This is a genomic window from Psychrobacillus sp. Z3-81, assembly GCF_056620325.1.
Genome location: NZ_JBWQPU010000008.1, coordinates 124,784 through 147,610, shown reverse-complemented (window position 1 = coordinate 147,610; position 22,827 = coordinate 124,784). Strand labels below are relative to the sequence as shown.

Annotated in this window: 24 protein-coding genes; 5 read left to right on the top strand and 19 right to left on the bottom strand. The window is 37.1% G+C overall.

Annotation, left to right across the window (positions count from 1 at the left end):
• Positions 1–275 precede the first annotated feature (275 nt).
• Positions 276–431: a hypothetical protein gene (locus AC1ECF_RS10765; RefSeq protein ID WP_480389453.1), complete on the top strand. Its 156-nt coding sequence runs from the start codon at positions 276–278 to the stop codon at positions 429–431.
• 117 nt (positions 432–548) lie between these two features.
• Here AC1ECF_RS10765 and AC1ECF_RS10760 read toward each other — a convergent pair whose 3' ends face one another.
• Positions 549–1,862, bottom strand: coding sequence for an MFS transporter (locus AC1ECF_RS10760; RefSeq protein ID WP_480389418.1), 1,314 nt, complete (start codon positions 1,860–1,862; stop codon positions 549–551).
• Between the two features lie 114 nt (positions 1,863–1,976).
• Between AC1ECF_RS10760 and AC1ECF_RS10755 the strand changes: the two genes are divergently transcribed.
• Positions 1,977–3,206 (top strand): helix-turn-helix domain-containing protein, encoded by a 1,230-nt coding sequence (locus AC1ECF_RS10755; protein ID WP_480389417.1) that lies wholly within the window; start codon positions 1,977–1,979, stop codon positions 3,204–3,206.
• 97 nt (positions 3,207–3,303) lie between these two features.
• On the opposite strand, the gene AC1ECF_RS10750 is transcribed toward AC1ECF_RS10755, so the two are convergent.
• Genes AC1ECF_RS10750 through AC1ECF_RS10735 form a run of 4 tightly spaced genes read right to left on the bottom strand, consistent with a single transcriptional unit; the run spans position 3,304 to position 8,182 of the window.
• A complete protein-coding gene (locus AC1ECF_RS10750) occupies positions 3,304–4,872 on the bottom strand; it encodes an aminotransferase class V-fold PLP-dependent enzyme (protein ID WP_480389416.1) in 1,569 nt (522 codons plus the stop codon).
• 15 nt (positions 4,873–4,887) lie between these two features.
• On the bottom strand, positions 4,888–5,991 hold the full coding sequence (locus AC1ECF_RS10745) for an ABC transporter permease (RefSeq protein WP_480389415.1): 1,104 nt from the start codon (positions 5,989–5,991) through the stop codon (positions 4,888–4,890).
• Entirely contained in the window at positions 5,988–7,244 is a 1,257-nt protein-coding gene (locus tag AC1ECF_RS10740; protein WP_480389414.1) for an ABC transporter permease, read from the bottom strand. Before AC1ECF_RS10740 ends, AC1ECF_RS10745 begins: the two co-directional genes overlap by 4 nt.
• An 11-nt stretch (positions 7,245–7,255) precedes the next feature.
• Positions 7,256–8,182 (bottom strand): ABC transporter ATP-binding protein, encoded by a 927-nt coding sequence (locus AC1ECF_RS10735; protein ID WP_480389413.1) that lies wholly within the window; start codon positions 8,180–8,182, stop codon positions 7,256–7,258.
• A gap of 169 nt (positions 8,183–8,351) precedes the next feature.
• Here AC1ECF_RS10735 and cls point away from each other — a divergent pair, with 169 nt between their 5' ends.
• Positions 8,352–9,806 carry a cardiolipin synthase gene (gene cls, locus AC1ECF_RS10730; RefSeq protein ID WP_480389412.1) on the top strand — a complete coding sequence of 485 codons (1,455 nt, stop codon included), beginning with the start codon at positions 8,352–8,354 and terminating at the stop codon, positions 9,804–9,806.
• Between the two features lie 125 nt (positions 9,807–9,931).
• Here the strand turns inward: cls and AC1ECF_RS10725 are convergent, their stop codons facing one another.
• Complete coding sequence (locus tag AC1ECF_RS10725) at positions 9,932–10,795, bottom strand: M15 family metallopeptidase (RefSeq protein ID WP_480389411.1); 864 nt, start codon at positions 10,793–10,795, stop codon at positions 9,932–9,934.
• A 125-nt stretch (positions 10,796–10,920) separates the two neighbouring features.
• Between AC1ECF_RS10725 and AC1ECF_RS10720 the strand changes: the two genes are divergently transcribed.
• Positions 10,921–12,072, top strand: a complete 1,152-nt coding sequence (locus AC1ECF_RS10720) for an MFS transporter (protein ID WP_480389410.1) — start codon at positions 10,921–10,923, stop codon at positions 12,070–12,072.
• Positions 12,073–12,135: 63 nt separating this feature from the next.
• On the opposite strand, the gene AC1ECF_RS10715 is transcribed toward AC1ECF_RS10720, so the two are convergent.
• The 6 genes from AC1ECF_RS10715 to AC1ECF_RS10690 all read right to left on the bottom strand — a co-directional run bounded on the left by AC1ECF_RS10715 (position 12,136) and on the right by AC1ECF_RS10690 (position 16,429).
• On the bottom strand, positions 12,136–12,384 hold the full coding sequence (locus tag AC1ECF_RS10715; RefSeq protein WP_480389409.1) for a hypothetical protein: 249 nt from the start codon (positions 12,382–12,384) through the stop codon (positions 12,136–12,138).
• Between the two features lie 173 nt (positions 12,385–12,557).
• Entirely contained in the window at positions 12,558–13,328 is a 771-nt protein-coding gene (yidC, locus tag AC1ECF_RS10710) for a membrane protein insertase YidC (RefSeq protein WP_480389408.1), read from the bottom strand.
• Positions 13,329–13,395: 67 nt separating this feature from the next.
• A complete protein-coding gene (locus tag AC1ECF_RS10705) occupies positions 13,396–14,193 on the bottom strand; it encodes an AraC family transcriptional regulator (protein WP_480389407.1) in 798 nt (265 codons plus the stop codon).
• 104 nt (positions 14,194–14,297) lie between these two features.
• On the bottom strand, positions 14,298–15,194 hold the full coding sequence (locus AC1ECF_RS10700) for a diacylglycerol/lipid kinase family protein (RefSeq protein WP_480389406.1): 897 nt from the start codon (positions 15,192–15,194) through the stop codon (positions 14,298–14,300).
• Positions 15,195–15,575: 381 nt separating this feature from the next.
• On the bottom strand, positions 15,576–15,914 hold the full coding sequence (locus AC1ECF_RS10695; RefSeq protein WP_480389405.1) for a hypothetical protein: 339 nt from the start codon (positions 15,912–15,914) through the stop codon (positions 15,576–15,578).
• Between the two features lie 56 nt (positions 15,915–15,970).
• Positions 15,971–16,429 carry a GNAT family N-acetyltransferase gene (locus AC1ECF_RS10690; RefSeq protein WP_480389404.1) on the bottom strand — a complete coding sequence of 153 codons (459 nt, stop codon included), beginning with the start codon at positions 16,427–16,429 and terminating at the stop codon, positions 15,971–15,973.
• 112 nt (positions 16,430–16,541) lie between these two features.
• Between AC1ECF_RS10690 and AC1ECF_RS10685 the strand changes: the two genes are divergently transcribed.
• Positions 16,542–17,033, top strand: a complete 492-nt coding sequence (locus AC1ECF_RS10685; RefSeq protein ID WP_480389403.1) for a GNAT family N-acetyltransferase — start codon at positions 16,542–16,544, stop codon at positions 17,031–17,033.
• Positions 17,034–17,050: 17 nt separating this feature from the next.
• On the opposite strand, the gene AC1ECF_RS10680 is transcribed toward AC1ECF_RS10685, so the two are convergent.
• The 7 genes from AC1ECF_RS10680 to AC1ECF_RS10650 form a co-directional block, all read right to left on the bottom strand.
• Entirely contained in the window at positions 17,051–17,518 is a 468-nt protein-coding gene (locus tag AC1ECF_RS10680; RefSeq protein WP_480389402.1) for a DUF4064 domain-containing protein, read from the bottom strand.
• A gap of 305 nt (positions 17,519–17,823) precedes the next feature.
• Positions 17,824–18,105, bottom strand: a complete 282-nt coding sequence (locus tag AC1ECF_RS10675) for a GNAT family N-acetyltransferase (protein WP_480389401.1) — start codon at positions 18,103–18,105, stop codon at positions 17,824–17,826.
• A gap of 33 nt (positions 18,106–18,138) precedes the next feature.
• The gene (locus AC1ECF_RS10670) at positions 18,139–19,107 is read right to left on the bottom strand and encodes a ring-cleaving dioxygenase (RefSeq protein WP_480389400.1); all 969 of its coding nucleotides are present in this window, start codon (positions 19,105–19,107) and stop codon (positions 18,139–18,141) included.
• A 579-nt stretch (positions 19,108–19,686) separates the two neighbouring features.
• Positions 19,687–20,598 carry a DUF1002 domain-containing protein gene (locus AC1ECF_RS10665; protein WP_480389399.1) on the bottom strand — a complete coding sequence of 304 codons (912 nt, stop codon included), beginning with the start codon at positions 20,596–20,598 and terminating at the stop codon, positions 19,687–19,689.
• A 98-nt stretch (positions 20,599–20,696) separates the two neighbouring features.
• Positions 20,697–21,557: a CvfB family protein gene (locus AC1ECF_RS10660; protein WP_480389398.1), complete on the bottom strand. Its 861-nt coding sequence runs from the start codon at positions 21,555–21,557 to the stop codon at positions 20,697–20,699.
• 240 nt (positions 21,558–21,797) lie between these two features.
• Positions 21,798–22,211 carry a transcriptional regulator MntR gene (mntR, locus tag AC1ECF_RS10655; protein ID WP_480389397.1) on the bottom strand — a complete coding sequence of 138 codons (414 nt, stop codon included), beginning with the start codon at positions 22,209–22,211 and terminating at the stop codon, positions 21,798–21,800.
• A gap of 317 nt (positions 22,212–22,528) precedes the next feature.
• Positions 22,529–22,798, bottom strand: coding sequence for a late competence development ComFB family protein (locus AC1ECF_RS10650; RefSeq protein ID WP_480389396.1), 270 nt, complete (start codon positions 22,796–22,798; stop codon positions 22,529–22,531).
• Positions 22,799–22,827 lie beyond the last annotated feature (29 nt).

The window sequence follows — 22,827 nt, the reverse complement described above, 5'->3', positions numbered from 1 at the left end:
CACATACTCGCTTTTTAAATCGTTGATTTCCATTGTGGCGGACGCTTTTCGCGGGCACGGCTCCAGCCTTCTCCCTCGCTCCGCTCAGTCCGGGTGCTTACGCTCGGTGCTCCTGTCGCTACGCTTTCGTCGCAAATAGCATTTGCTGTTCCCGCAGAAGTCGCCGCCTCCATTCCAATCAACTCTTTTCCCTCTTGATAATAGGTTTCCCATCATCCAATATACCCTCACGGATCCCTTGTATAATAAGTGTATTCTTAAAAGGTGGTGCGACCATGATTTCCAAACAAGAAACGCTAAATTTGAGCCCTTATCTGGCTTTATACGATCGAATCATACCTAAGGATAATGTGCTTTGCCAAATCAACGAGCTAGTCGACTTTTCCTTTGTACTCGTTGAACTAAAAACGAATATTGAAGCGTCTATGTGAAAGGAGTAAGAAAAAGATATAGAAATAAGACCCTTTCTGTTCAAAATGAACAAAAGGGTCCTTATTTTTCAAGATATGAATCGATTATAAAAAGACTACAGTTATTCAGTGCCCTCGCTAAAAGCTCCCTGGCATTTTTTGGTTTTCTAATTGCGGTGTAATAGTTTGTACAGGTTGTTCCCCTGTTGCCTCTCTAATAACAGAAGGTCTAGCTAGTACCAAGATTGTCAAAACAAGCAATCCACCAGAAACTAACAGGATAATTTGAGGTGCTACTACATCATATAAATATCCGAAAAGAACCATACCTAATGGCATTAAAGCCATTGCTCCAGTTTCTAAAATTGAAAATACGCGTCCCTTGAAATCATCTTCTATTGATTTTTGCATCAGAACTTGAATAGGTGTGTTCGTAATTATCATAGAAGCACCAAAGGAAAACATGAGAAGAAGATAGTACCCAACCATTACATAATAAGTCATATCAATCATCAGCGGTAATCCTACTGCCGCAATCATGAAGCCTAGAATCACGATACACCACTTGGATAGTAACAAAGGATTCTTTACTTCCTTTCTACTAGAGAAGTAAATGGATAGTAACAGCATTCCCACAGCGAATGCCCCTTCTGTATAACCAAAGTGCACTGAATTCATTTTTAATTTTTCTATTAAAACAAAGGAATACCCAACCTGAAAAGCTCCAAACAAAAAGTTAATAAGTAAGGAAATCACAATTACCACCTTTAGGACACGGTGCTTCATTAAATAGAGGAACCCTGCTTTCATGCTTTGGAACATGGATTCCTTCTCAACACCTTCTACTATTTCCTTCCTTACAGCAAAAAGCTTAAAATTCATCGTTGATTCTAAGGTTACAGCTATGATAGAAGCAGTAAGGTATATCGCTAGAAATGTTTCCATAGATACCGTGCCGTATAAGATACCACCTACTGCTGGACTTCCGATAGCGGCAAAGGAAATCGAAATCTGATTTAGAGCCATGGCCTTTTGAATTCTTTCGGAATCAATTAGACCAGTGATGGAAGAACTGAAGGTTACCCCAGAGAACGTAGAGGCCAAAGATAGAATAACAGTTGTTGTATAGATAGCTATTAGCGATAATCCGGATGTGTAACTGACAATTAATAAACCAGCAAGTGCCAAGGATGTGACGATTTGCGCTGTAATAACAATCCCTTTTCTTGAATACTTGTCTGCGGCATAGCCTGCAAATGGAGCTACGATCGTTCTTGGCAGAATACTACAGATCAAGTTAGCTGCAAAGCTCGTTGCTGACCCTGTTAACTGTAAAATATAAAAACTTATTGCAAATGCATACACCTGAGCACCAAAACTAGAAATAAGCTTGCTTGTCATGAACGTCCACAAATGATATGTGGCTTTTTTTAATTTTACTGATTCCTCCATATTTTATTCCCCTTTTTAAAAGTTTAATTTAATTAAACAAAGAATAACATATAAATACTTCCATTTCAAGCATAAGTTTAATATAATTAAACCATTAAGAAAGAGGTGAGTAGGATGCCTACTTTAGGAGAAAGAATTCGAACAATTCGAAAGCAAAAAAAAATGACCCTTGATGCGTTAGCAGGAACCGAACTAACAAAAGGCATGCTAAGCCTTATTGAAAATAATAAAGCAAACCCTTCAATGGAAAGCTTAAACTATATAGCAAAGCAGTTAGACGTAAATGTTTCAGAGCTTTTAGAGGAAGTAAGTCCAGAGGCGCTGCGTAAAGTCTTAGAGAAAGCCGAGCTTCTTTTAAATACACCTTATGATGATTTGAAAGATGAGTGCATTCAAGTGATCGAATTAATCAACCCCTATCTAACCAAGCTCCATTCTGGATACGAAGCGGCACGCCTATTGGATATTTACAGTAGATGCTTGTATTTTGAGAAAAAGACAAAATGGGAAGAATTCTGGGCCAAAGCTGCCGAAATGTACGAAAAATTAAATTTAACTAATCCCAGAGCAAAGCTTGGCTTGATTAAAGTTGACCAGTATTTTACAAACCATCAATATGACAAAGCGTTGGATATGCTGCTGGAAGAGAACAAAAAATTAGAAGCCACAGGCATTTGGATAGACCATCTATCTAGACTAGACTATAAATACGTCGAAGCAACACTTTACTTTGCACTTGGGAACTATAATAAAGCGATTGAAGTAATGGACGAAGCAATCCTGTATTCTAAAGAGAATCAAATCTTTTATCGATTAGATGACCTTTATCGGTTAGCAGCTGCATACTCTATGATGTTTCAGAACGATGAGCAAACTAACTCTTATTTAAAAAAGCTAAAGGCCTATTCCATATTTACTGAGACCCAGGAAGCGCATTTCTTTGTTTCCTTCTCTACTATTCATACCTTAAGTTTTTATAAAAAAGAATATGACAAGGCATTCAATCTGTTACAAGAAGTGGAGGGTAAACTGGTAGGAGAGAACAGCATGTATGCGCCGTTCTTTTTAATAGAGCGTGGAAGTATTTTATTCGGTTTGGGCGAATTTAATGAGGCTATCAAAACATTAGAAAGCCTAGTCATTCCAGAGGTTCTACACCATCCTATTGATTTATCTATCTTGTATTGCAAGGATGCTTATCTTGCAGCAAGCCATCAGGCCCTTGGCAACCATAAGGAAGCAATTAAGTATGCCGAGAAAGCTGTAAAAAATATAGCTGAAATGCCTGAAACGCCTTATAAAAGGTTTATCAATGATATTTATCAAAACTTAATCGAGAATTAAAGGGTTTTTCCTTTCTTACCCATAAAGAGGATCAAACCTCAAAATCAAAAGAGCTTTGGAGTTAGTACGTTCGTACCCCCAAAGCTCTTCTATAATTTTATCCCTCGACTTGATGATATTCCTTATAATTTTCTAACCAAGCAGCAAACTTTCTCCAATCCTCCTCAAATTCTGGCTGGATATAAGATATCTGGATTAGCCCTCTTTTCATCAAGTATTCACTGCGGTGATGTAAATCAAAGCCAGACATTCTAGCATCCTCTGCTAGATATGGAAGGTTATTGTCTGTGAATGTAAAAATCATTGGATAGCTCAATTTAGTAAACAGTCTTAGTTGAAGCCGTTCAACTTCTTTTTCTATCAACTTGAGCCTACTCTCCAAGACTCTATATCTTTCTCCATTTTCGTATGCATAGAGCGCTTTTTCTAGACTATGTAATAATTGAGATGGTATGGAAAAGGGAATCTGTCCATTTAATTGTAAGCCAATATCCAAATAAGCAGGAATCCTCTCGCAAGCTACAATGGGATTATTAGAAAACACAAATGAGAGCCCGCTAATTGAACCAATCGCCTTCCCACTAACAGCTGTTGCCAAATAAACATTCTCTAAAGAAAAAGGATAGGAACCAAAGGAGCTTATACAATCCACACATAACAACACATTATACTTTTTGCATAAGTCTGCTATCTGTTCTAACGAGTTTAGCATTCCAGTAGAGGTTTCTCCATGAGTCATTAAGAGCCAGCTATAGTTCCCTGTCTTTAGCCTTTCCTCAATGGCTACCACGTCAAAGGTCTGTCCCCATTGCCAGCTAAGAGTATCAAAAGCAAGATCCCATCTCATTGCCTGTTTCTCAAGCCTCTCTCCAAACGCCCCATTCGTCAGTACAAGACCGTCCTCATCTAATACCTTCAATTGTGCTATCATGGCTTCATTTGCAAGCGTGCCACTTCCAACTAATAGATGAGCAAATTTTGTATGACTTAAGTTACAAAGCTCTTTTTTAACACGTTCAAGCTGTACAGCAAAATCATGTGAGCGATGGGAAACAGGTTTCTCCATTAATGTCTTCTGTACGGCTTCCGAAAGTTCAACTGGCCCTGGATAAAATGAGTATCGTTTTTGTTTAAAACGAGCAGCTACAGAATTTTCAAACCTTTGCTTCGTTAAAACCATCGGTACAAATTTAGCTTCCTCCGTCCCTACCGGCTCCGCAAATGGTTCAAATCCCAATTGATTATACAGCTTCTGTTCTCGTACGGTTCCGGATACTACTGCCGCTCCGTACCCATTTTCATATGCATAGTCTGCCAAAGCACGAGCTAAATAATAAAACACACGACCATTGCGATGTTTTTTATCGACTGCCAACAATCGTACCTCACATAATTGACCTTGGAGGGCGTCTTCTGGTAAATGCTCCTCCACAGGGCCAATTTTTTTATCTAACGAGAAAGGTCGCTTTGCTCGAAAAGCAACCATTCCAGCTAGTTCTTTGTCCTTTAGCACAATTACATATACATTTTCATGATGGTATGAATCTACTCTTTTACCATCCGGATTTGGCTCGTGCTGGGGGATCTCTTCTACAAAAGTCTCATAGTTTAACTTAGCTATTGCTTCAAATTCTTCTTCTGTTCTTGCAATCTTACACCAGTACATTTTATCTTCTCCCACCTATTCGCTAGAATGACCTCTGTTTACTCTTCTTTCTAGCAGATAAATTCCAACTATTAAAAGGATAATTGTGAAAATAATCATTATTAATAGGTACGTTGTAACACCCTCTAGGGTTTCCCCATATATGGTAACTCTTTTTAATGATTCCATTCCATAATAAACAGGAGAAATCCACTTCAAGCCAAGCAATAGATTCGAATCCACTATTTCTAGTGGCCAAAAAGCTCCGCCCAGCATAGCAAAAGCAACAGCCAGTAAGGAAGTAACCACTCCTGCTTGGCTTAAATTTTTTACCAAAGCGATTATGAGAGTTGAAATCGCTATAACGAATAATACATACAAAGCCGCGATAACAATTACTTTCCCTAAACCTCCATACATATTTGTACCGACAACATAGCGGAATAATAGTATCACTAAAAGCAGCTGACAGAAACCTAGCATAAAGCTAAAAGAAAGATGTGCCAGATAAAGCTTTGATCTTTTTAAAGAAGTAAGCTTTAGCCTGTTCCATATACCTGATAATTTATCCTCTAAAATAAACTGAACATTTGTAGAGACTGTGTAAAAAACAAAAAACAGCATATAACCAAATAATGTTTGTAAGGAGGAATCATATCGAAAGATTTGTTTCTCGTTCATTGCTTCCTTTGATATTTCAAACGCTTCCCTCTCTCTGATATTTTCTTCTACCTGACTCCACTTTTCCTCGCCACTATTTTCTATTACTCGATGTTTAAAAAGAACCTCGCTATACATTCCTCTTATAGTAATAGCTATCTGCTGAGCATATTGTGTTCTGCTCCCACTCAGGATGGAAAAATTCGTATCATGAATTGCGATAATGATCGTTTCTTCATCCGTATTATCTTTTGCCTCTTCCGTAGAAACTGTTTGAACTTTTATTTCCTCATCGTCTTTCAGCTTGTTAATAACCTCTCTACTAATTGGAGAATCGTCTGAAGTAACATAAACAGTAGGATTTCCACCAATTGTAGAGCTTAAGAGAAATGCCAATAGAATCGTCATTCCTGTAGTTACAAGAAATACCATCGGTCTTCTTTTTAAATTTAGGAGCCTAGCTATCCAAATTCCTCTCATACTGGCACTCCCCTTTTAGGAAATATGACAATAGACGCTAAAAGAATGACAAGAAGCCAAATCCCTAAGCTGATTGCGTAAGGATAAACACCCACTAAATCCTGTGATTTTTGAATAGCTAAGATCATTTTCATAGCCGAACCATTAGGGGTATAGGAGCCAATAGAATCCAAGGATTCAGAAAATGATTTTATGTCGATAAAAGACCCACCTAGGAAAGCAAGCAAAGAGACAATTACGCCTGTAAAAACGTTTGCAATCCCTTCCTTTTGCGTACGCAACTGGGCGATGGATAAAAAAGCACTGAGACTTCCTACAAATAAACTAAATAGAAGGACTACTAAAAGCATTTGCCCCCATCCAATCCATTCGACACCCAACACAAACTTCCCAAAAAATAAAAGCAAAAGCTGTTGGACGACACTTACACAAACACCCGCAACAAAGATTGATATCGCATACATAACGGGGGAAACATTCCCTAATAATAAGCGATTGTATACCTGCCAATAAACTTCACGATAAGAAAATCCAGCTAAAAAGGAAGGAACATACAACGCAAACATCACTAACATACCAATCGTATAATAAACAGAAGCCGGAATATTTCTTTCTCCATCTTTTACTGGCGGAATTACTTCTTCTACAACTTGGGCACGAGCTAAGATTTGATCTGGATTTAAACCTGCCCTTGCTAGCGCCAAGGAGTTAGTATAACCATTTTCCCATTCCTCTAGAATTACCTGCGCCATGTAGGCACCAATTTCATTGGACTGATTAAGATAGAGTTTTACCTCTGGAGTATGCTGATCATTATAAAAAGCAGACTTTATATAAGCTAGTCGAAAATCCTTAGGTATATAAACGATTGCATCATATACCTCCTTTTCACGCAGCTCTTTTAATTCCTTTGGATGTCTATCTTCTATCGACACATAAGATTCTATTTCATCACTAGCTAGAATTTGATTCTTTAACGTAAAAATGGGGTCTCCCTGCTCGAACTGTTCAATAGCTAATCCCGCTCCAACTTCATTTAAAAATTCTTGAATCGTGTCCTTTTCTTGTTCCCAGCTCGTTTCGTCTAATATAGCTATTTTGGCATGCCTACTTACCTCCTCACCACCCATGATTCCGGCTAATGCAAAGGATAGTATAGTAATCAAAACTAACGGCATGACTAATAGGATTATTAGAGGCATTCTATCACGAAGAAGCAGCTTAAACTGCTTTTTTATCAAGGCTATTAGCATATCCGTTCCTCCTAGTCTCTTAATTCCCGTCCAGTTAAATGTAAAAATACATCCTCAAGGGTTGGGATTTGTACAGAGACGGATACTACTTGTGCTCCTGTTAATGCTGCTATGTCAAAAATTGATTTGAGCGGTGTCATATGTTTGTCCATAGAAATATGCATGACTTTTTCACCGTGTCTAAATACTGCATTTGGAAATGCTTCTTTTAATCTAGATATAAAGCTCTCTGTAAAACTTCCCTTAAGTTCAATCGTTTGATTCTCAGAAATAAGATTTTTCAATTCTTCCTTCGTTCCCTCAGCAATTAGTTCACCTTGATTCATAATATAAATTCTGTCACACAGGAGCTCTACTTCCTCCATATAATGACTCGTGTATAACAATGTCATCCCATCCTCTACTAGCTCTTTTACAGTATCTAAAATGTGCGCTCGAGATTGAGGGTCAATTCCTACGGTCGGTTCATCCATTATTAGAATGGAAGGTTTATGTAATAGGGCTATACCAATATTTAAGCGCCTTTTCATCCCACCAGAATATGTTTTCACGAGATCGTTTTGTCTATCCGTTAAACCTATCTTCGCTAAGATACTCGTTATTCTATCGGACAACTCTTCCCCTTTTAAACCATATACTCTGCCAAAAAATGATAGGTTTTCCTTTGCGGAAAGCTCGGGATATAACGCAATCTCTTGTGGAACTATTCCAAGCTGTCTCCGAAAACTGCGTAGATTTTTCTCTATAGAAGTACCATTCCACTTAACCACTCCAGAGGTAGGAGGAATAAGAGAAGTAAGGATGGAGATAGTTGTCGATTTACCAGCTCCATTTGGTCCAACAAGGCCAACTGATTCTCCAGGATGCAGTTCTAAATTAACCCCTTTCACCGCTTCTTTTTTCCTATAATTTTTATGTATATCTATTGCTTGCAGCACACGAACATCCCCTTACATTATTTAGATTCATTATAACTAGTAAAATATCAAATATTCCATGTTTTTTTAAATATATCCTTTTACCTCTTACATATATGATTGTTTTCTTCTTTCTTTTGGGTAAATCATATATACTAGAGGAAGGTTAGAATGGTGTGGGGGTTAGTGTATGGCTTACAGTATTTATACAGTGGTAGTTACGGGAGTTTTAATCTTAAATATATTTTTGGCGATAGCACTAATTTTTTTAGAACGTCGCGATCCATCGTCTACTTGGGCTTGGATACTAATCTTATTTTTTATCCCAATCCTTGGTTTCGGAATATACTTACTATTCGGTAGAAAGCTCCGAAGAAAAACGCTATTTAGATGGGAAGGGAAAAACCAAATTGGAATCGACAAGTTAATTGATTTTCAAATGGAGGCAATTGAAGACAGTTCCTTCGATTTTCGCTTAGATGATGCAAGTAACTACAAGGAACTAATTATTATGCATCTACATAATAATCAAGCTGTATTTACTCAAGACAACAAAGTGGATATCTTTGTTGATGGTCGAAAGAAATTTGATGCACTACTACAGGATATCGAAAATGCAAAAAACCATATACATATTCAATACTATATTCTCCGCTTAGACAATTTAGGAAAAGAGATTTATCAAGCTTTAGTTGCAAAGGCTAAGCAGGGAGTAAAGGTGAGAATTTTATATGATGATGCTGGCTCTAGATTCCTTCGAAAAAGACAATTTAAAGAGATACTTAAACTCGGTGGCGAGGTAGAAGCATTCTTCCCTTCTATTTTCCCTCTTATTAACCCACGAATGAATTATAGAAATCACCGTAAGATTGTCGTTATAGACGGACGTATCGGTTATATTGGCGGATTTAATGTGGGAGATGAATATTTAGGATTAAAGAAAAAATTCGGATATTGGAGAGACACTCATCTTCGAATTGAGGGAAGCTCTGTCCATCCACTGCAAACACGATTTATATTAGATTGGAACCAAGCATCTGTTAATCATGATATTGAATACTCTGATGTGTACTTCCCAGCAATTCCCACGAAGGGATCAGTCGGACTTCAAATTGTTTCTAGTGGTCCTGACAGCGAATGGGAACAAATTAAAAATGGTTATTTAAAGCTAATTATGATGGCAAAAAAGTATATCTATATCCAAACTCCTTATTTTATTCCGGATGCAAGCTTTATGGATACCCTTAGAATTGCATGTCTTTCCGGGATTGATGTGCGAATCATGATACCAAACAAACCAGACCATATGTTTGTCTACTGGGCAACTTATTCCTATGTGGGTGAATTAATGAAGGCTGGCGCAAAGGTTTATATCTATCAAAATGGCTTCCTTCACACAAAAATGATTGTTATTGACGACGAAGCTTCAACGGTTGGAACTGCTAATATTGACATTAGAAGCTTTAAGTTAAATTTTGAAGTGAATGCCTTTATTTATGATCGTGAAACTTCCCACCAATTGGCTCTAACGTTTGAAGAGGATATAAAAAAATCTACCGAGTTTACGTTGGAACTATATGAACAAAGAACGTTAAACATCAAATTTAAGGAGTCTATTTCTCGGTTGCTATCTCCCATTTTATAAAGGTCTACCATTTCTAGGAGAAAGATAAAAAGCACCTACGATTGTAAAATCGCAGGTGCTTTTCCCTTTTTTCATGTAATTGCATGGATCAGTATCTTTCGGTTCAACTGCTAGGATTAGATTTCTTACAAGTCAAAATACTCTTCTAAAGTTGTATTTAACTCATAAATCTTCGTTGCATACTCTGTCCCTACATAACGGAAATGCCAAGGTTCATACATATACCCTGTTATTTTCTCTTTCCCCTGGGGATAACGCATGATAAAGCCATATTTATGAGCATGACTTGCCACCCATTTACCTGCCTCTGTAGTTCCAAAGCTTTCCCGAGCAAAATGCTGTTCAAAATGCTGCTCCCCTATATCAAAAGCTAGGCCTGTTTGGTGTTCAGAGTATCCTGGTCGTGCACTATAACGATCAGCTGCCTCCTGACCATCATTATTCACATACCGTTCGTAAAGCTGTGTTTGATAATCAAAGGAACGATACGTACTAAAGGCTACAAGCTCAAAGCCAGCTAGCTTCGCTTCGGCAGCCATCGCTTGGAAGGCTTCTCTTGCTTCTTTACTCTCACCGGGAGCATAATCAGCTGGAAGCGGATATTTCTTACTTGCGATAATGATGCCTTCTACATAAGTAGGTTCTTTTGGTAATTCTTCATTACCCTCGTAGCCCTTTGAGCCTGACAGATCTATTTCTTCCTCCACCGGCTTTTCTACAATGGGCGTGTCCTTGTTTATATCTTGTTCCTTTGGTTCTTCTTCTAGCTCAGGAGTTTCTTCCTGATTTTCATGCTCTATAACCTCTTCCAATATATCCCCCTGGTTCAACTGAATTTCCAATGCATTTATACTCCTATTTATATCCCAATCATGGATTGCAATCCAAACTACAACAATAGAAACTAGTATTCCTGCCAGAGAACCAAATAGTATTTTTGGCCATTTCTTTTTCTTTTTCCCATGTAAGGAATTGAATCTTGATTGCATGGTAAAATCCTTCTTTCTAAAATATACGATAGTACTAGTTTAACATTTTTTATTTAACTAATCCCCTATTCATATCAAAATCTATTATAATGGAATGAATGAATCAATAGGAAGAGTGAACCAGCATGAAATCTCAGAAATGGTTATCCGTTAATTTTTTTGCATTCTTTTTTACTTGGGGTATTTTTATGCCTTATTGGACTGGATACTTAACTAATGTCAAAGGTTTAAGTGTTACCTCAGCTAGTATTATAATGAGTGCAGGCATGGTAGCAAGAGCGTTTTCTACCTTTGTGCTTTTCCCAAGTGCCACTAATAGATTTAGCGTTCAACTAGTTTTAAGGATAACTGCATTGCTATCCTTTCTATCCGTCATGTTCTACGTTCCATTTAGTGATTTCACCGCATTATTGATTATAACAATATTGTTTAGCTTAATTTATCCAAACCTGTTACCTGCAATGGAAAGTAGCGCCTCCCTTTTAATGCAAAGGGACAAAATCCATTATGGAAAAAGTCGTTCCTTTGGCTCTGCAGGATTTATGGTGGCTGTACTGTTTATGGGATTTGCTACAGAAATATGGGGAGAAGAAGCCATTTTATGGACCATGCTTTGTGCCCTCGCCATCATTATGTTCAGCTTTTCTAAGCCGACACCCAGCGTTCTCACAGAGAAGCCAAATGTAACTACCAAGAGAGACAAGGACGTGCTAAAAGGATTATTTACTTCTAAGCAGTTTATCGTGATTTTACTTTTAACCGTCCTTTTGCAAGGATCACACGCTTCTTATAACAATTACGCTTTTATTTATCTGCAGGATATTGGTGTGGATAGCTTATACATAGGAATGATTTTAAATGTGGCGATAGTACTAGAGATTGTTTTCTTTTTAATGGCAGACAGATTTTTCTCCAAAGCAAAAGTTTCTTCTATGTTTCTCATAGCAGGGATTGGTGCTACTATTCGTTGGTTATTCATTTATTTGTTTCCGTCCGTATGGGTCTTCATCTTATTACAGACCTTACATGCCGTCACCTTCGGAATCGCCCATTATGCATTTATACAGTACATCTCACACAAACTAGAAAAACGCTATATTCCAGCCGCTCAAGGTATTTATGCAGCTTTATCTATGAGTTTAAGTAGCGCAGCTCTAACTTTCGTTGGTGGTTACTTATATGACATAGAACCAAGACTTGCATTTTTAGGAATGGTAGCATGTACAATCCCGGCCATCCTGATTATTTTTACCACAAGAAAAATATATAACTACTAAAAAAAGACTACCTCTTTTGGATGCAGCTCGAAGCTGACCACGAGGTAGTCTTCTTTCTTAGAATTAAAAGATACTAATTCCTAATACGATTAGAAATAAAACAGCGAATAAAACAGCCATGTTCTTCATCCACTTCGCTTCTCTTTCAAAACCTTTTTCTTTAAAGCTAATCGCTCGGTATGTATTGCTCAAAGCAAAAATTGCAGTCATAAATACAATGGCAATATTCAAATTTCCTTTTATAGTGAAGTAAAGAGTCCCAATACCCGAAATACCAATCAATATGCCAAACAGTAAATTTTTATTCTTCATTCCTTCCACCTCATTAGGAAAAATCAATTTTATTTTCAATAGGAAAGTAGTGTCCTATTCCCCTTTAGTTGGCCCGCCTTTTTTGTGGCTTTTCATAAAGTCCTTTGATTTACAGCAAGAAATCTTTTTTATGCTGCAAATAAAAAACGAGGCTACCGGAGCCCCGTTTCTTATTATGATACAGATTCTTCTGCTTTTTCAGGGTGATTAGAGTAGAACTTTCTTCCTAAATATGTTTGGAATATTAGTAATATACCACCCACTGCCCAATATAGCGGTAAAGCGGCCATGGAGCTAAAGGAAATGAACATTATCATAATTGGAGAAATATAGACCATGAGTTTCATTTGTTGCTTCTGTTCCTCTGGCACTGTCCATAACGATACTTTTGCTTGCACGAAGTAAACTGCACCTGCAATAAGGGTCATGATTACATCTGGAGAACCTAAGTTAAACCAAAGGAACTCATGTGTTTTAATATCTGCTGAATAGAGAATTGCAAAATACAATCCCATGATAACGGGCATTTGAATCAGCAAAGGTAAGCAACCCATATTCAATGGATTGACATCATGCTTTCGATAGAGCGCCATCATCTCTTGCTGTAAGGCCATTTGTTCTTCTTTCGTCTTAGCAGCTTTTAATTTCTTTTGGATTTCATTCATCTCTGGCTTTAACTTGTCCATTTTCACTTTCATGCCTTGCTGTGTTTTATAATTCTTTAGCATTAAAGGCATAAGGATTAAACGGATTAGAATAGTAATTGCTATAATAGCCAATCCATAGCTTCCATTAAAGATATCACCAAAAAACTCAATTAGAAACTCAAAGGGACGAACAAAAATATTGTAGAAAGTTCCTTCTTTGTTTTCTACTCCAGAGCAACCACTTAGTACTAGGGTAGCGAAGACTAGAATAGACAATAAGCTAATTTTCTTTTTCAATCAATTCACCTTCATTTTTCAAACTATAACGAGTATACCCTCTATCAAGCTATTTATCAAATATTACTCAGTCTTCTTGTACTTGCGGCTCTTTCGGGAAACTATATTTGAAAGTTGGATGCTCATGATGATCTCTAAATTGTTTCGGCGTTAAGCCAGTATACTTTTTGAAGATTCTTGTGAAATAACTCTGATTACAGAAATGAAACGAATTGGAAATGTCTGATATCGGTTTATTAGTGTGTCGCAAGAAATACTGACACTCTTCTACTTTACGTATATTTAAGTATTCTACTAATGTCACTCCTGTATGCTCTCTAAAAATACGAGAAAGGTGACTAGTACTAATATTAAATTGCTTAGCAATGTCTTCTACCGTTAAGTTTGTTTCAATTTCATCATTAATAAAGATGATGACTTTGTTTACCGTCTGGTGCCCAAAGGAAGGCTTTTTCCTTTCTGTAATGACAGTAACAAAAAACTCTACTAGCTCATCCGCACATTGAAGAAACTGTGCATCACTCATTTTATTTTCGATAATTTCTACACTTGCACTATTAAAAGATAGTACCTTGTCTACTGGCACCTGACTCTCGTAGAGTTTTCTTGCCATGATAGCAGATAATTGAACATAATAATTCTTTACGTTGTGAATCATTTGTTTGGGATTGATTGCAATCATTAAATCAATCATTTCTCTTAGAACCTTTTTTGCTTTTTCTATCTCAAATGAATACATATCTAGAAACAACTTTTTTTCTAGTTCAAAAAATCTATCCAAACCATCGACTCTATTGGTGATTCCCATCTCTTTGGCATAGGCTTTTGTAAAGTAATCTAAGAAAATTTTATCTGCGCTATTCATAAAAACCTCATCTTCCATTCTATTTAAATTAGTTCTTTCGTATTCATTTAATCATAGGAATGTAGAATCATTTTATAACATTTTCTAGAAAAAAACTAGAAATATTAATGTTTTATTACTTTAGGGATGAGCATTTTAAGATATTTTGTATAAACTTCTATGTCAAATGGAGTACAAGAGCCCTGTTCTCCATCTACATTACAAAAAAGCTCCCTGTCCGCTTCTATCCTTAAGCTTTTCGTTGTAAAACTCTCCACTTCCTCATCTTCTCCAAGATTACCAAGCACCAACTTTGCTCCCAGACGAGCAAGCGATACTATGCTAGATTGCTTAATAACAAATACGTGTAACTTACCATCATTTATTTTAGCAGAATTAACCAAATTCTTAAATCCTCCTACAGAATTAGTTAAAGCTACTAAAACAAGTATCGTTTTTCCTCTCCAAACACCTTGATCATGGTGAATGACCATTTCTACCTCTTCATGATTAATTAATGCCTTTGCCCCAGACATTAAATATGCCAAAGAACCGTATTTTGTTTTTTGTTCAATCGTCGTTTCAGCGACATTACTAGCAATATCTCCGATTGCTACTACGTTAATGAAGTATTTATCTCCAATTTTACCTATATCTACATATTCTATATTGTCCATTTTTAGAGCTTCAATAGCAAGTGATGGTTCTAACGGGATTCCAACAGCTCGAGCAAAGTCATTAACTGTCCCTAGAGGGATGAACGTAAATAATGGTCTATATGGTTGTTGAGCAAGACCGTTTATCACTTCACTTATCGTGCCATCTCCTCCTAAAGCAACTAGGAAGTCGTACTGTTCATTACACGCAGAGACAGCAAATGCTGTGGCATCGTCCTTTTGACGGGTTTCTTTTTCTACGGTAGTATAACCAATGCTTTGTAAAACCTCTAATGTTCTATCCTTGTATTTACGAGCTTCTTCCTTACCAGAAGAAGGATTATAGATTACCATTGCTTTCTTCACTACGGAACCCCCTTTTCTAATCGTTTAATTCTCATACCCAAAATATACTACTACCAAACTTCAAGCTAATAAAAAATTGCTAAATTATTTCGATATACAATAGACAATTGATTTATTACTAATATACAAACAATGACTTTTTAACGAAATTTCCTCTTCGACCATTCATGCAAATAAATCAAATAAGACTTGGCGTTTTATCACCCTCAGGAAGTGCTTGATGGTTCTGACTGTCCTGTCATAGTCCTTTTGGGGCGGCAAGATATTGCTCATTAAAACATCGCATCTTTCTTACGTAAAAAACTCCCAATGATTTCACGTTCAGTGAAATCATTGGGAGTCTTCCTAGCAAGTAAGCGTAAGAAAGGAGATAAAACTTCCTTAATTCTCAGATACTTTTTTATCACTTTCCGAAGCTGATTCATTTACTACTTCTTCATTCATTAAATATTCATCCGCTTGAATGTCATTATAGGCATTTACATCTGGAACGACCCCTTCGTTTACCTTTTCATTAGCCTGATGATTTGTTGAGTCAGGATTCCAAGAATTATCTACGCCTGATTTATTTCCTTGTTTTTGTGATTCCATATAAGAATTTACTTTCTCTTTTGTGCTATTAAACGCTTCCATTGCTTTGTCCCTGTTTTCTTTTTTCCTGAGGTATGCATATGCCCCAGCAGCAAGACCAGCCAACAATAATGATTTACTTTTACCCATTTCACTAACCTCCATTTATTTATATTATATTCCTATTATCTATACCCAATATGATATTACTCTACACTTTTGACTCTCTCACGCGTCATATAAACATGTGGGATACCGTCCTCATCAAATTCATCTGAAATAGTGTTAAAGCCAACAGAACGGTAAAATTTTTGCAAATGACTTTGTGCACAAATTTGAATAGTTTCAACATCCCACTGTTTTTCTATTTCTTCAATGGCTCTATTCATTAATTCTCGAGCTAGACCTTTCCCTCTTGCCTCCTCCTTCACAATTACTCTACCAATAGAGCTAAAGCTATATTTTTCTCCAGCGGGAATGATTCTACAGTAAGCTTCTATTTGATTGTCCGATACATACATTAAATGGATAGCTCCTTGATCATAATCGTCTATTTCTGGATAGGGACAGTTCTGCTCTACAACAAAAACTTCCACCCGTAATTTTAAGATGCTATATAATTCGTGTAGATCTAACTGATTAAATTGCTTAATTTGCCATCCCATTTATATGCCCCCTGAGTAAATGTATTTATTTTCTAGAATATCCTAATTACTTATAGAAGATTTCTATCTTTTTTGTTATGATAGCAAAAAGCTTGGAAGAGGTGATTTCCAGATGATTAGGCAAACAACATTACAAGATATTTCTATTGTCCAACAAATAGCAAGAGTAAGTCGGAATGCTACTTACAAGCATATTATTCCAGACTACGTTCAAGATATAATCTTAGAGAAGGCCTATTCTAGCATGATGCTCGCAAAACAATTGGAAAAATCTATTTTCCTCATGGCTGAATATAATAATAAACCCATAGGCTTTGCAAGCTTTACAAGAGTAGACGAAGATGGAGATGCAGAGCTTACTGCGATTTACATACTCCCTGAATACCAAAAGCTTGGTTTTGGAAAGCTGCTTATAGAGGCTGGTCTGTCTAAAATGACTAATGGGAAACAATTATTTGTATATATTGAAAGTGACAATCATAACGCTCGCTTATTCTGTGAAGAATTCGGCTTTGAACTTTTAGAAGAGTTTCATGAATACTTAGAAGACCATCCAATCTCTACTTCAAAATATGTATATTTATTAAAGACACCAGTCTTTTGACTGGTGTCTTATTTACATTATAAAGGCTGTGTTGGCGTATAATATTCTTCCTCTGGGCTTACAGGTGGTTTGCGAACAAAGCACATGATAGCTGCGATATATAAAAGAATAGAAGTTAAAGATAAAATTCCTGCAAACACTCCTGCTATGATGAACATTACTCCTGCAAGCTTCGGTTTCTTATTTTTCGATACAGAAACAACTCCGATAATATTAAGCACTAAACTAATTACTAATGTAGCGACCAACAGCCAACCCAATACAGTAAACATTTCGAAAAAGACACCCATAATATCTATCGTTTCCTGAGCCTCTATTTCAGACAATGTTGGATCATTATATATTTCTTGCTCAAATTCCGCTATGAAAGCCTCGTCTGTAAAGACACTGCTTCCACCGATAAGAAAAATCACCGTTAAAATAGTACCTAAAAATGTAAAAACTGCACTTACAATCCCTAAAGCTAACTCTCCAGTTCTCGACATATTTCTACCTCCAATATTTTATATTCTCTAATTCTACGGCATTATTGTGAAAAAGTTTCTATATTTTTGAGATTCCCTCCAAAAGTTTCATTAAACTTGTTTTAGTTTGTCACACTATGGGTAATTAGAAAGTATCAAACACTAAGAAAGGTTGATTGACATGGAAAAAAAGTTAATTTTTAACCAGTCTGATTTTATGTATACATTGGCAGGTGCTTCGGTATTAACAGGTATTTTGGTATTATTTACTTCTATGTAAGAATGTAAAGGGCAATCCACCCTCAAGGAGAGCGGATTGCCTTTTATCATGCTTTTATATCATTATATTCTTCAGATTTGTTAAATGTGTCTACCACATAAGAGCAAACAGGCTCCATTTTATAATTATTCTCTCTAGCAAACCCTGCAGCTGTGTCTAACAGTTTTTTTGCTACCCCTTGACCTCTTAGCTTAGGCGACACAAAGGTATGGTCCATGACCATCACATCACCCAGTAATGTCCAAGTAATCTCCCCTAGTCTTTCTCCATTTTCCATCACTTGATAAGCATAAACATCGTTCCCAAGCTCTTTATATTGAAATTCCATAATCCCACTCTCCTTTTTAGCATCTTATCATACTCATTTGTCAATTGACAACGGACGTAGCTTAGCCTCTATCTCCGGTCTTTGAGGCTCTAAAAATGGGGGCAAGGCAAGGGTCGTGCCCAAGCTTTCTAATCCCTCATCAGTGGCAAAACCAGGCTGATCCGTAGAGAGTTCAAATAATATACCATTGGGTTCTCTGAAATAGATCGCCTTAAAATAGTATCGGTCCACGAGTCCTGAGGTAGTAAAACCTTGCTCCAATAAAAGCTCATTCCATTTTGGGTAGTCATCTATAGAAGGAATTCTAAATGCTACGTGATGAACACTTCCTCTTCCAGGTCTTTCTCGTGGTAAATCGTTTCTCGTTTCCAGATGTATTTCTCCAGCAGGACCACCCTCACCAGTTGAATATACCAGTATTTCTGGTTGATTTTTCACCTCAGAAGCATAGCTTCCCACATATCGAAAGCCTAATACCTGTCTTAAAACGTTTTCAGTTGGCTCCGCATCAAGCAGTGTCAGTTTAACTGGGCCCAAACCAACTATGGCATATTCTAATGGTATATCTATGGTTTCCCAAGGTGTTCCATAAGGTATTCCCTTCCCGTTGTCTACCACTAACATTAACCTAGAGCCTTCAAAATCCTCAAATGTCAGAGTACTTCTATTAAACTTTTGTACTATTTCTCCATGAGGCACCTGTAACTGCTTAAAGCGTTCTTTCCAGAATCTTAGCGCTTCTTCACTTTTTACTCGAAAACCGGTCCCGCTAATACTAGATACTCCTGGGCGAGTCCTTCCAGCCATCGGGATATCAAAATAAGTCATGTCCGTCCCTGGAGTTCCTATTGCATCTGCATAAAAGAGATGATACGAAGAGGTATGATCTTGATTTACTGTTTTTTTCACCAACCGCATTCCTAAAATTTTTGTAAAGAAATCATGATTTTTCTCAGCATCAGCAGTAATGGCTGAAACATGATGGATTCCTGCAAGCTTCAAAGAAAGAACCCCCTTTTATCTTGAATTCGAGATATATACTCTACTGTATCAAATTTACTATCTATCTACAAGATTAAAGGTTTAGGTCCTTTCTAACTTATGTCTGTCTCTAGCATTTCATACATCCTCTACATATGATGAGATGACAGAACAGCCTAGTAATGGGGCTGAAAAGGAAGAAAGAGGCTGGGACAGAACCGAATTCTTAAGTGAAAGAGAATGGTACAAAACAATTTTTAAAGATTTGTTATACATTCTTTTTACCAGATTCTTATCAAGATTTATTTATTAGAAGTTACTATTAATGGTTCGGAACATCGTCGGTGACTCCTGCGGGAACAGCGCGAGGTTTTGGTTAAGGATGGAAAACTAAAAGCGTCACATCGTGTGACAACGTTTTCCTGACCAACGTCCTGTTGGCCTTCGAGCCGCGCCCGCGGAAAGCATCCGACGCAGTGAAGAACCACACATTTTAAAAGTAAGAAAGCACTTACGACTTCATCAAAAATATAAAATCGCAAGTGCTGTTCTATTGTTTTGTCCTAAGCTCTTTTCAACTGATTTTCTCTCATTTTAATACTAATTGAATATGGAACGGATGGAATCTATTAAATTTGTAAAAAAGTTTTTTACACTTTGCCAAAAGCCTTCATTATCTTTAAGGTCCTTCAGCTTCTCTTCAATCGTTTTACTCAAATCATTTAACTGATCTGACCATTTACTAAAATCGATATCTAACTGTCTGATACGATCCATTAGGTCAACTAATAGCTGTCTATCCTTTTCGGACAGCTCAATTTTTAAGTTAGACAGTTGCTCACTAACTATTTTTTCTACTTCTTCTCTGGAAACTGGGTTTTGCTCAGCAATTTGTTTTTTAATTTCCGTTAACAGCTCACTAACCTTTGCTTCTTCTATTCCAGCCTCCTCTGAAAGGATAGTAGCAACAGATAGCTCATCATTTGCTACATCCGTTCTCTCTGGATCCAATTCTCCTCCAGTTACCTCATATGCCTTATAAATACCCACTAAAGCAGAATGGCCTGTAACTGGTTTAGGAGCAGCAATCTCAACAACTGCGTCCTCTATACCTGCCGTCAACATCGCATTAGCATACATGTCAGTGCTAACCTCAGTAATATAGTCTGGTGTAACGATGTCTATCACTAGCCCTTTACCTGCTTCTTTACGAGTGATCTTCGCAGAGGAGAACATACGAGCAGAAGCATCCCCGTCTTGTAAATACTTTGCTAAATCTTGTCCTGTCACAATAATTTCCTGAACCTCAGAACTTTCATTAACTTTTAGACTATCTTTCACGCTTTTCTTTTCTGAATCACTTAAACTACCACCATATACGACAATTGGTGCACCAAATCTTTCATCAATAGCAGCTGCTTTCCCATCAGAATCGGCTAATGTGGTTACTGGCCCAATAAGGACGCCAACAAGAAGAGCCAACATTAACAATATGCTTGTCATTTTTTTCATTCCATGTAACCCCTTTCTATACGTTACAACCATTAGTACGTAAAAAGGAGTAAAAAGTTCCGAGACAACTATCCCTTCTTTTTACTCCATGTGAACTATTACATTTTCAAAGTTGTCCAGCCTTCACTTTGGGTAATTTTCCCTTCCTTCATAAGCTTACCAAGGGCTCTTTTAAAAGCAGCCTTACTCATAGAAAACATTTCTTGAATCTCCTCAGGGGTAGACTTATCAGTAAAAGGCATTTTCCCTCCGACATCTGTTAAGTATCTAAAAATTGTTTCCGCATCATCGCTTAAGCGTTCATGCTTTCTAGGAAGCATGGATCCATTTAAAGTTCCATCTTCTTTTGTATCGATGATACGGACAGTTACTTCTTGTCCTAGACGCGGCTCCTCTTCTCTCTCAGACTGATGAACAAAAATCCGATAATGCTCTGGAACACTTAACAAGAAAGTGCCTACTGGTAATAATCTGTATGGTCTAGCCACTAAATTCTGATTTAGGAGAGTAGCTGGTGCATCTATATACATTTCCTCTACTCGATCCTCTGTTACCAGTCGTCCAAATAGCTCGCCATTTTTATCCGTTCTGAGTGTCATATAAAGATGGTCACCTGTTTGGGGCCATAATTTTTTTATTTTCGGGAGGTCCTCCTCTTTTATTAACACTTCTCTTGAAGTACCAATATCAACATAAGCACCTTCACGTTCTGCCACTTTAATTACCCTAGCCCATCCATAGGTTCCTTTTCTAATATGGGGCAGTTGCGTAGTAGCAGCTATGTTCCCTCTCCTATCTACAAATAAAAAAACCTCTAAAAAATCACCTTCTTGCAGACCTTCCGGCGCCTCTGATGCGTTTAAAGGAATATCCTTACCTTCATATAAAAGAACCCACTTGGACCCTTCTTGACTTTGTACTGTCGCTTTAATAATCTCTCCTGATGCTAACTCTGCCACGATTACCGCTCTCCTTCTGACCAACCTCTTGTTTTCATCTAATTTACCTTACATCCGTTTCCGCTTTCACAGTATATGCTAATTTCCTTATAACCGATTCATCCGATTTATAAACAAGTAGAAAAACTCCCCTTAAGTTTAGGGGACCCTCTTGTCTTCCGCTTTATATGTATAGATTCCTCAGATCATCTATAGTAGCTTATATTTTATCCATCTACCATGAAATATGACAAAACTTCGCTACAGATTCTTACGAAGCTCTGATAATTTCTCTTGGAGAGAAGGATTTTCTTCTAATATAATTACTAAATCAGCTATGCGATCGATGGAATTCCAGCTTAAATGATGCTCAATTCCTTCTACATCTTCATAAATGTTTTCTTCCTCGACACCGATTAATCGAAGGAACGCTTCTAATAGCTCATGTCTTTTGACTAGCTTTTTCCCAAGCTTTAAACCTTTTTCAGTTAATGTTAATCCTCTATACTTTTCATAAATCAAAAAGCCGTCCTTATCCAATTTTTGAACCATTTTCGTTACTGAAGATGGTAGCACGGATAAAGCTTCCGCTATGTCAGACACACGAGCATAGCCCTTCTGCTCTATTAAGAGGTATATTTGTTCAATATGATCTTCCATGCTAGGTGTTGGCATTATAATCTTCCTTTCTTGCTTCTTTCTTCATTTTACTACATCAAAACAACTACCTCAAATAGAGCTATTATTCCCGTCCATGAATAGCCTATGATTCAACTTTTTCAGATGAATTTATAAAAGTACCTTAATAAAAAATAGGTCCAACTATAACAGTAGAAAAGCACTTACGATTTTAGATAATACTAAAAAATCGCAAGTGCTTTCTCCCAGCTTCAACATTGGTTCTCTTCTATATGAGACTACAAATTGCCCACTACTTAAGAAGTTTTATGTTAAGTAATTTGCAATTAAATCACCACTGGATACTCCCTCTATCATTGACGATGCGGGTATTTTCCCACAGTATGAATGGAATGGATAATACGTTTATTAATCCATTCTCTATTCTCATTTGTATTCATACGTTCGAATACAGCTCTTCTTCCTTTTTCCGTTGTCACGTAATGCCCTGGCATCGTATTTAGGCTAAGAGCTATAATATCATTTTCACATTGACTGCATTTACAAAAAGTTTGATATTCTGGTCCTCGCATTAAGACTCTTACAATCCCTTGAACGATTTCCTCCATTACATTAGTTAACAATTCAGCCTCTTCTTTCAATTATCTTCCCA

What these genes read in the sequence shown, in the direction of transcription:
- AC1ECF_RS10765 (WP_480389453.1), top strand. Translation starts at nt 276, where the DNA reads ATGATTTCCAAACAAGAAACGCTAAATTTGAGCCCTTATCTGGCTTTA.
- AC1ECF_RS10760 (WP_480389418.1), bottom strand. Translation starts at nt 1,862, where the DNA reads ATGGAGGAATCAGTAAAATTAAAAAAAGCCACATATCATTTGTGGACG.
- AC1ECF_RS10755 (WP_480389417.1), top strand. Translation starts at nt 1,977, where the DNA reads ATGCCTACTTTAGGAGAAAGAATTCGAACAATTCGAAAGCAAAAAAAA.
- AC1ECF_RS10750 (WP_480389416.1), bottom strand. Translation starts at nt 4,872, where the DNA reads ATGTACTGGTGTAAGATTGCAAGAACAGAAGAAGAATTTGAAGCAATA.
- AC1ECF_RS10745 (WP_480389415.1), bottom strand. Translation starts at nt 5,991, where the DNA reads ATGAGAGGAATTTGGATAGCTAGGCTCCTAAATTTAAAAAGAAGACCG.
- AC1ECF_RS10740 (WP_480389414.1), bottom strand. Translation starts at nt 7,244, where the DNA reads ATGCTAATAGCCTTGATAAAAAAGCAGTTTAAGCTGCTTCTTCGTGAT.
- cls (WP_480389412.1), top strand. Translation starts at nt 8,352, where the DNA reads ATGGCTTACAGTATTTATACAGTGGTAGTTACGGGAGTTTTAATCTTA.
- AC1ECF_RS10725 (WP_480389411.1), bottom strand. Translation starts at nt 10,795, where the DNA reads ATGCAATCAAGATTCAATTCCTTACATGGGAAAAAGAAAAAGAAATGG.
- AC1ECF_RS10720 (WP_480389410.1), top strand. Translation starts at nt 10,921, where the DNA reads ATGAAATCTCAGAAATGGTTATCCGTTAATTTTTTTGCATTCTTTTTT.
- AC1ECF_RS10715 (WP_480389409.1), bottom strand. Translation starts at nt 12,384, where the DNA reads ATGAAGAATAAAAATTTACTGTTTGGCATATTGATTGGTATTTCGGGT.
- AC1ECF_RS10705 (WP_480389407.1), bottom strand. Translation starts at nt 14,193, where the DNA reads ATGAATAGCGCAGATAAAATTTTCTTAGATTACTTTACAAAAGCCTAT.
- AC1ECF_RS10695 (WP_480389405.1), bottom strand. Translation starts at nt 15,914, where the DNA reads ATGGGTAAAAGTAAATCATTATTGTTGGCTGGTCTTGCTGCTGGGGCA.
- AC1ECF_RS10690 (WP_480389404.1), bottom strand. Translation starts at nt 16,429, where the DNA reads ATGGGATGGCAAATTAAGCAATTTAATCAGTTAGATCTACACGAATTA.
- AC1ECF_RS10685 (WP_480389403.1), top strand. Translation starts at nt 16,542, where the DNA reads ATGATTAGGCAAACAACATTACAAGATATTTCTATTGTCCAACAAATA.
- AC1ECF_RS10680 (WP_480389402.1), bottom strand. Translation starts at nt 17,518, where the DNA reads ATGTCGAGAACTGGAGAGTTAGCTTTAGGGATTGTAAGTGCAGTTTTT.
- AC1ECF_RS10675 (WP_480389401.1), bottom strand. Translation starts at nt 18,105, where the DNA reads ATGGAATTTCAATATAAAGAGCTTGGGAACGATGTTTATGCTTATCAA.
- AC1ECF_RS10665 (WP_480389399.1), bottom strand. Translation starts at nt 20,598, where the DNA reads ATGAAAAAAATGACAAGCATATTGTTAATGTTGGCTCTTCTTGTTGGC.
- mntR (WP_480389397.1), bottom strand. Translation starts at nt 22,211, where the DNA reads ATGCCAACACCTAGCATGGAAGATCATATTGAACAAATATACCTCTTA.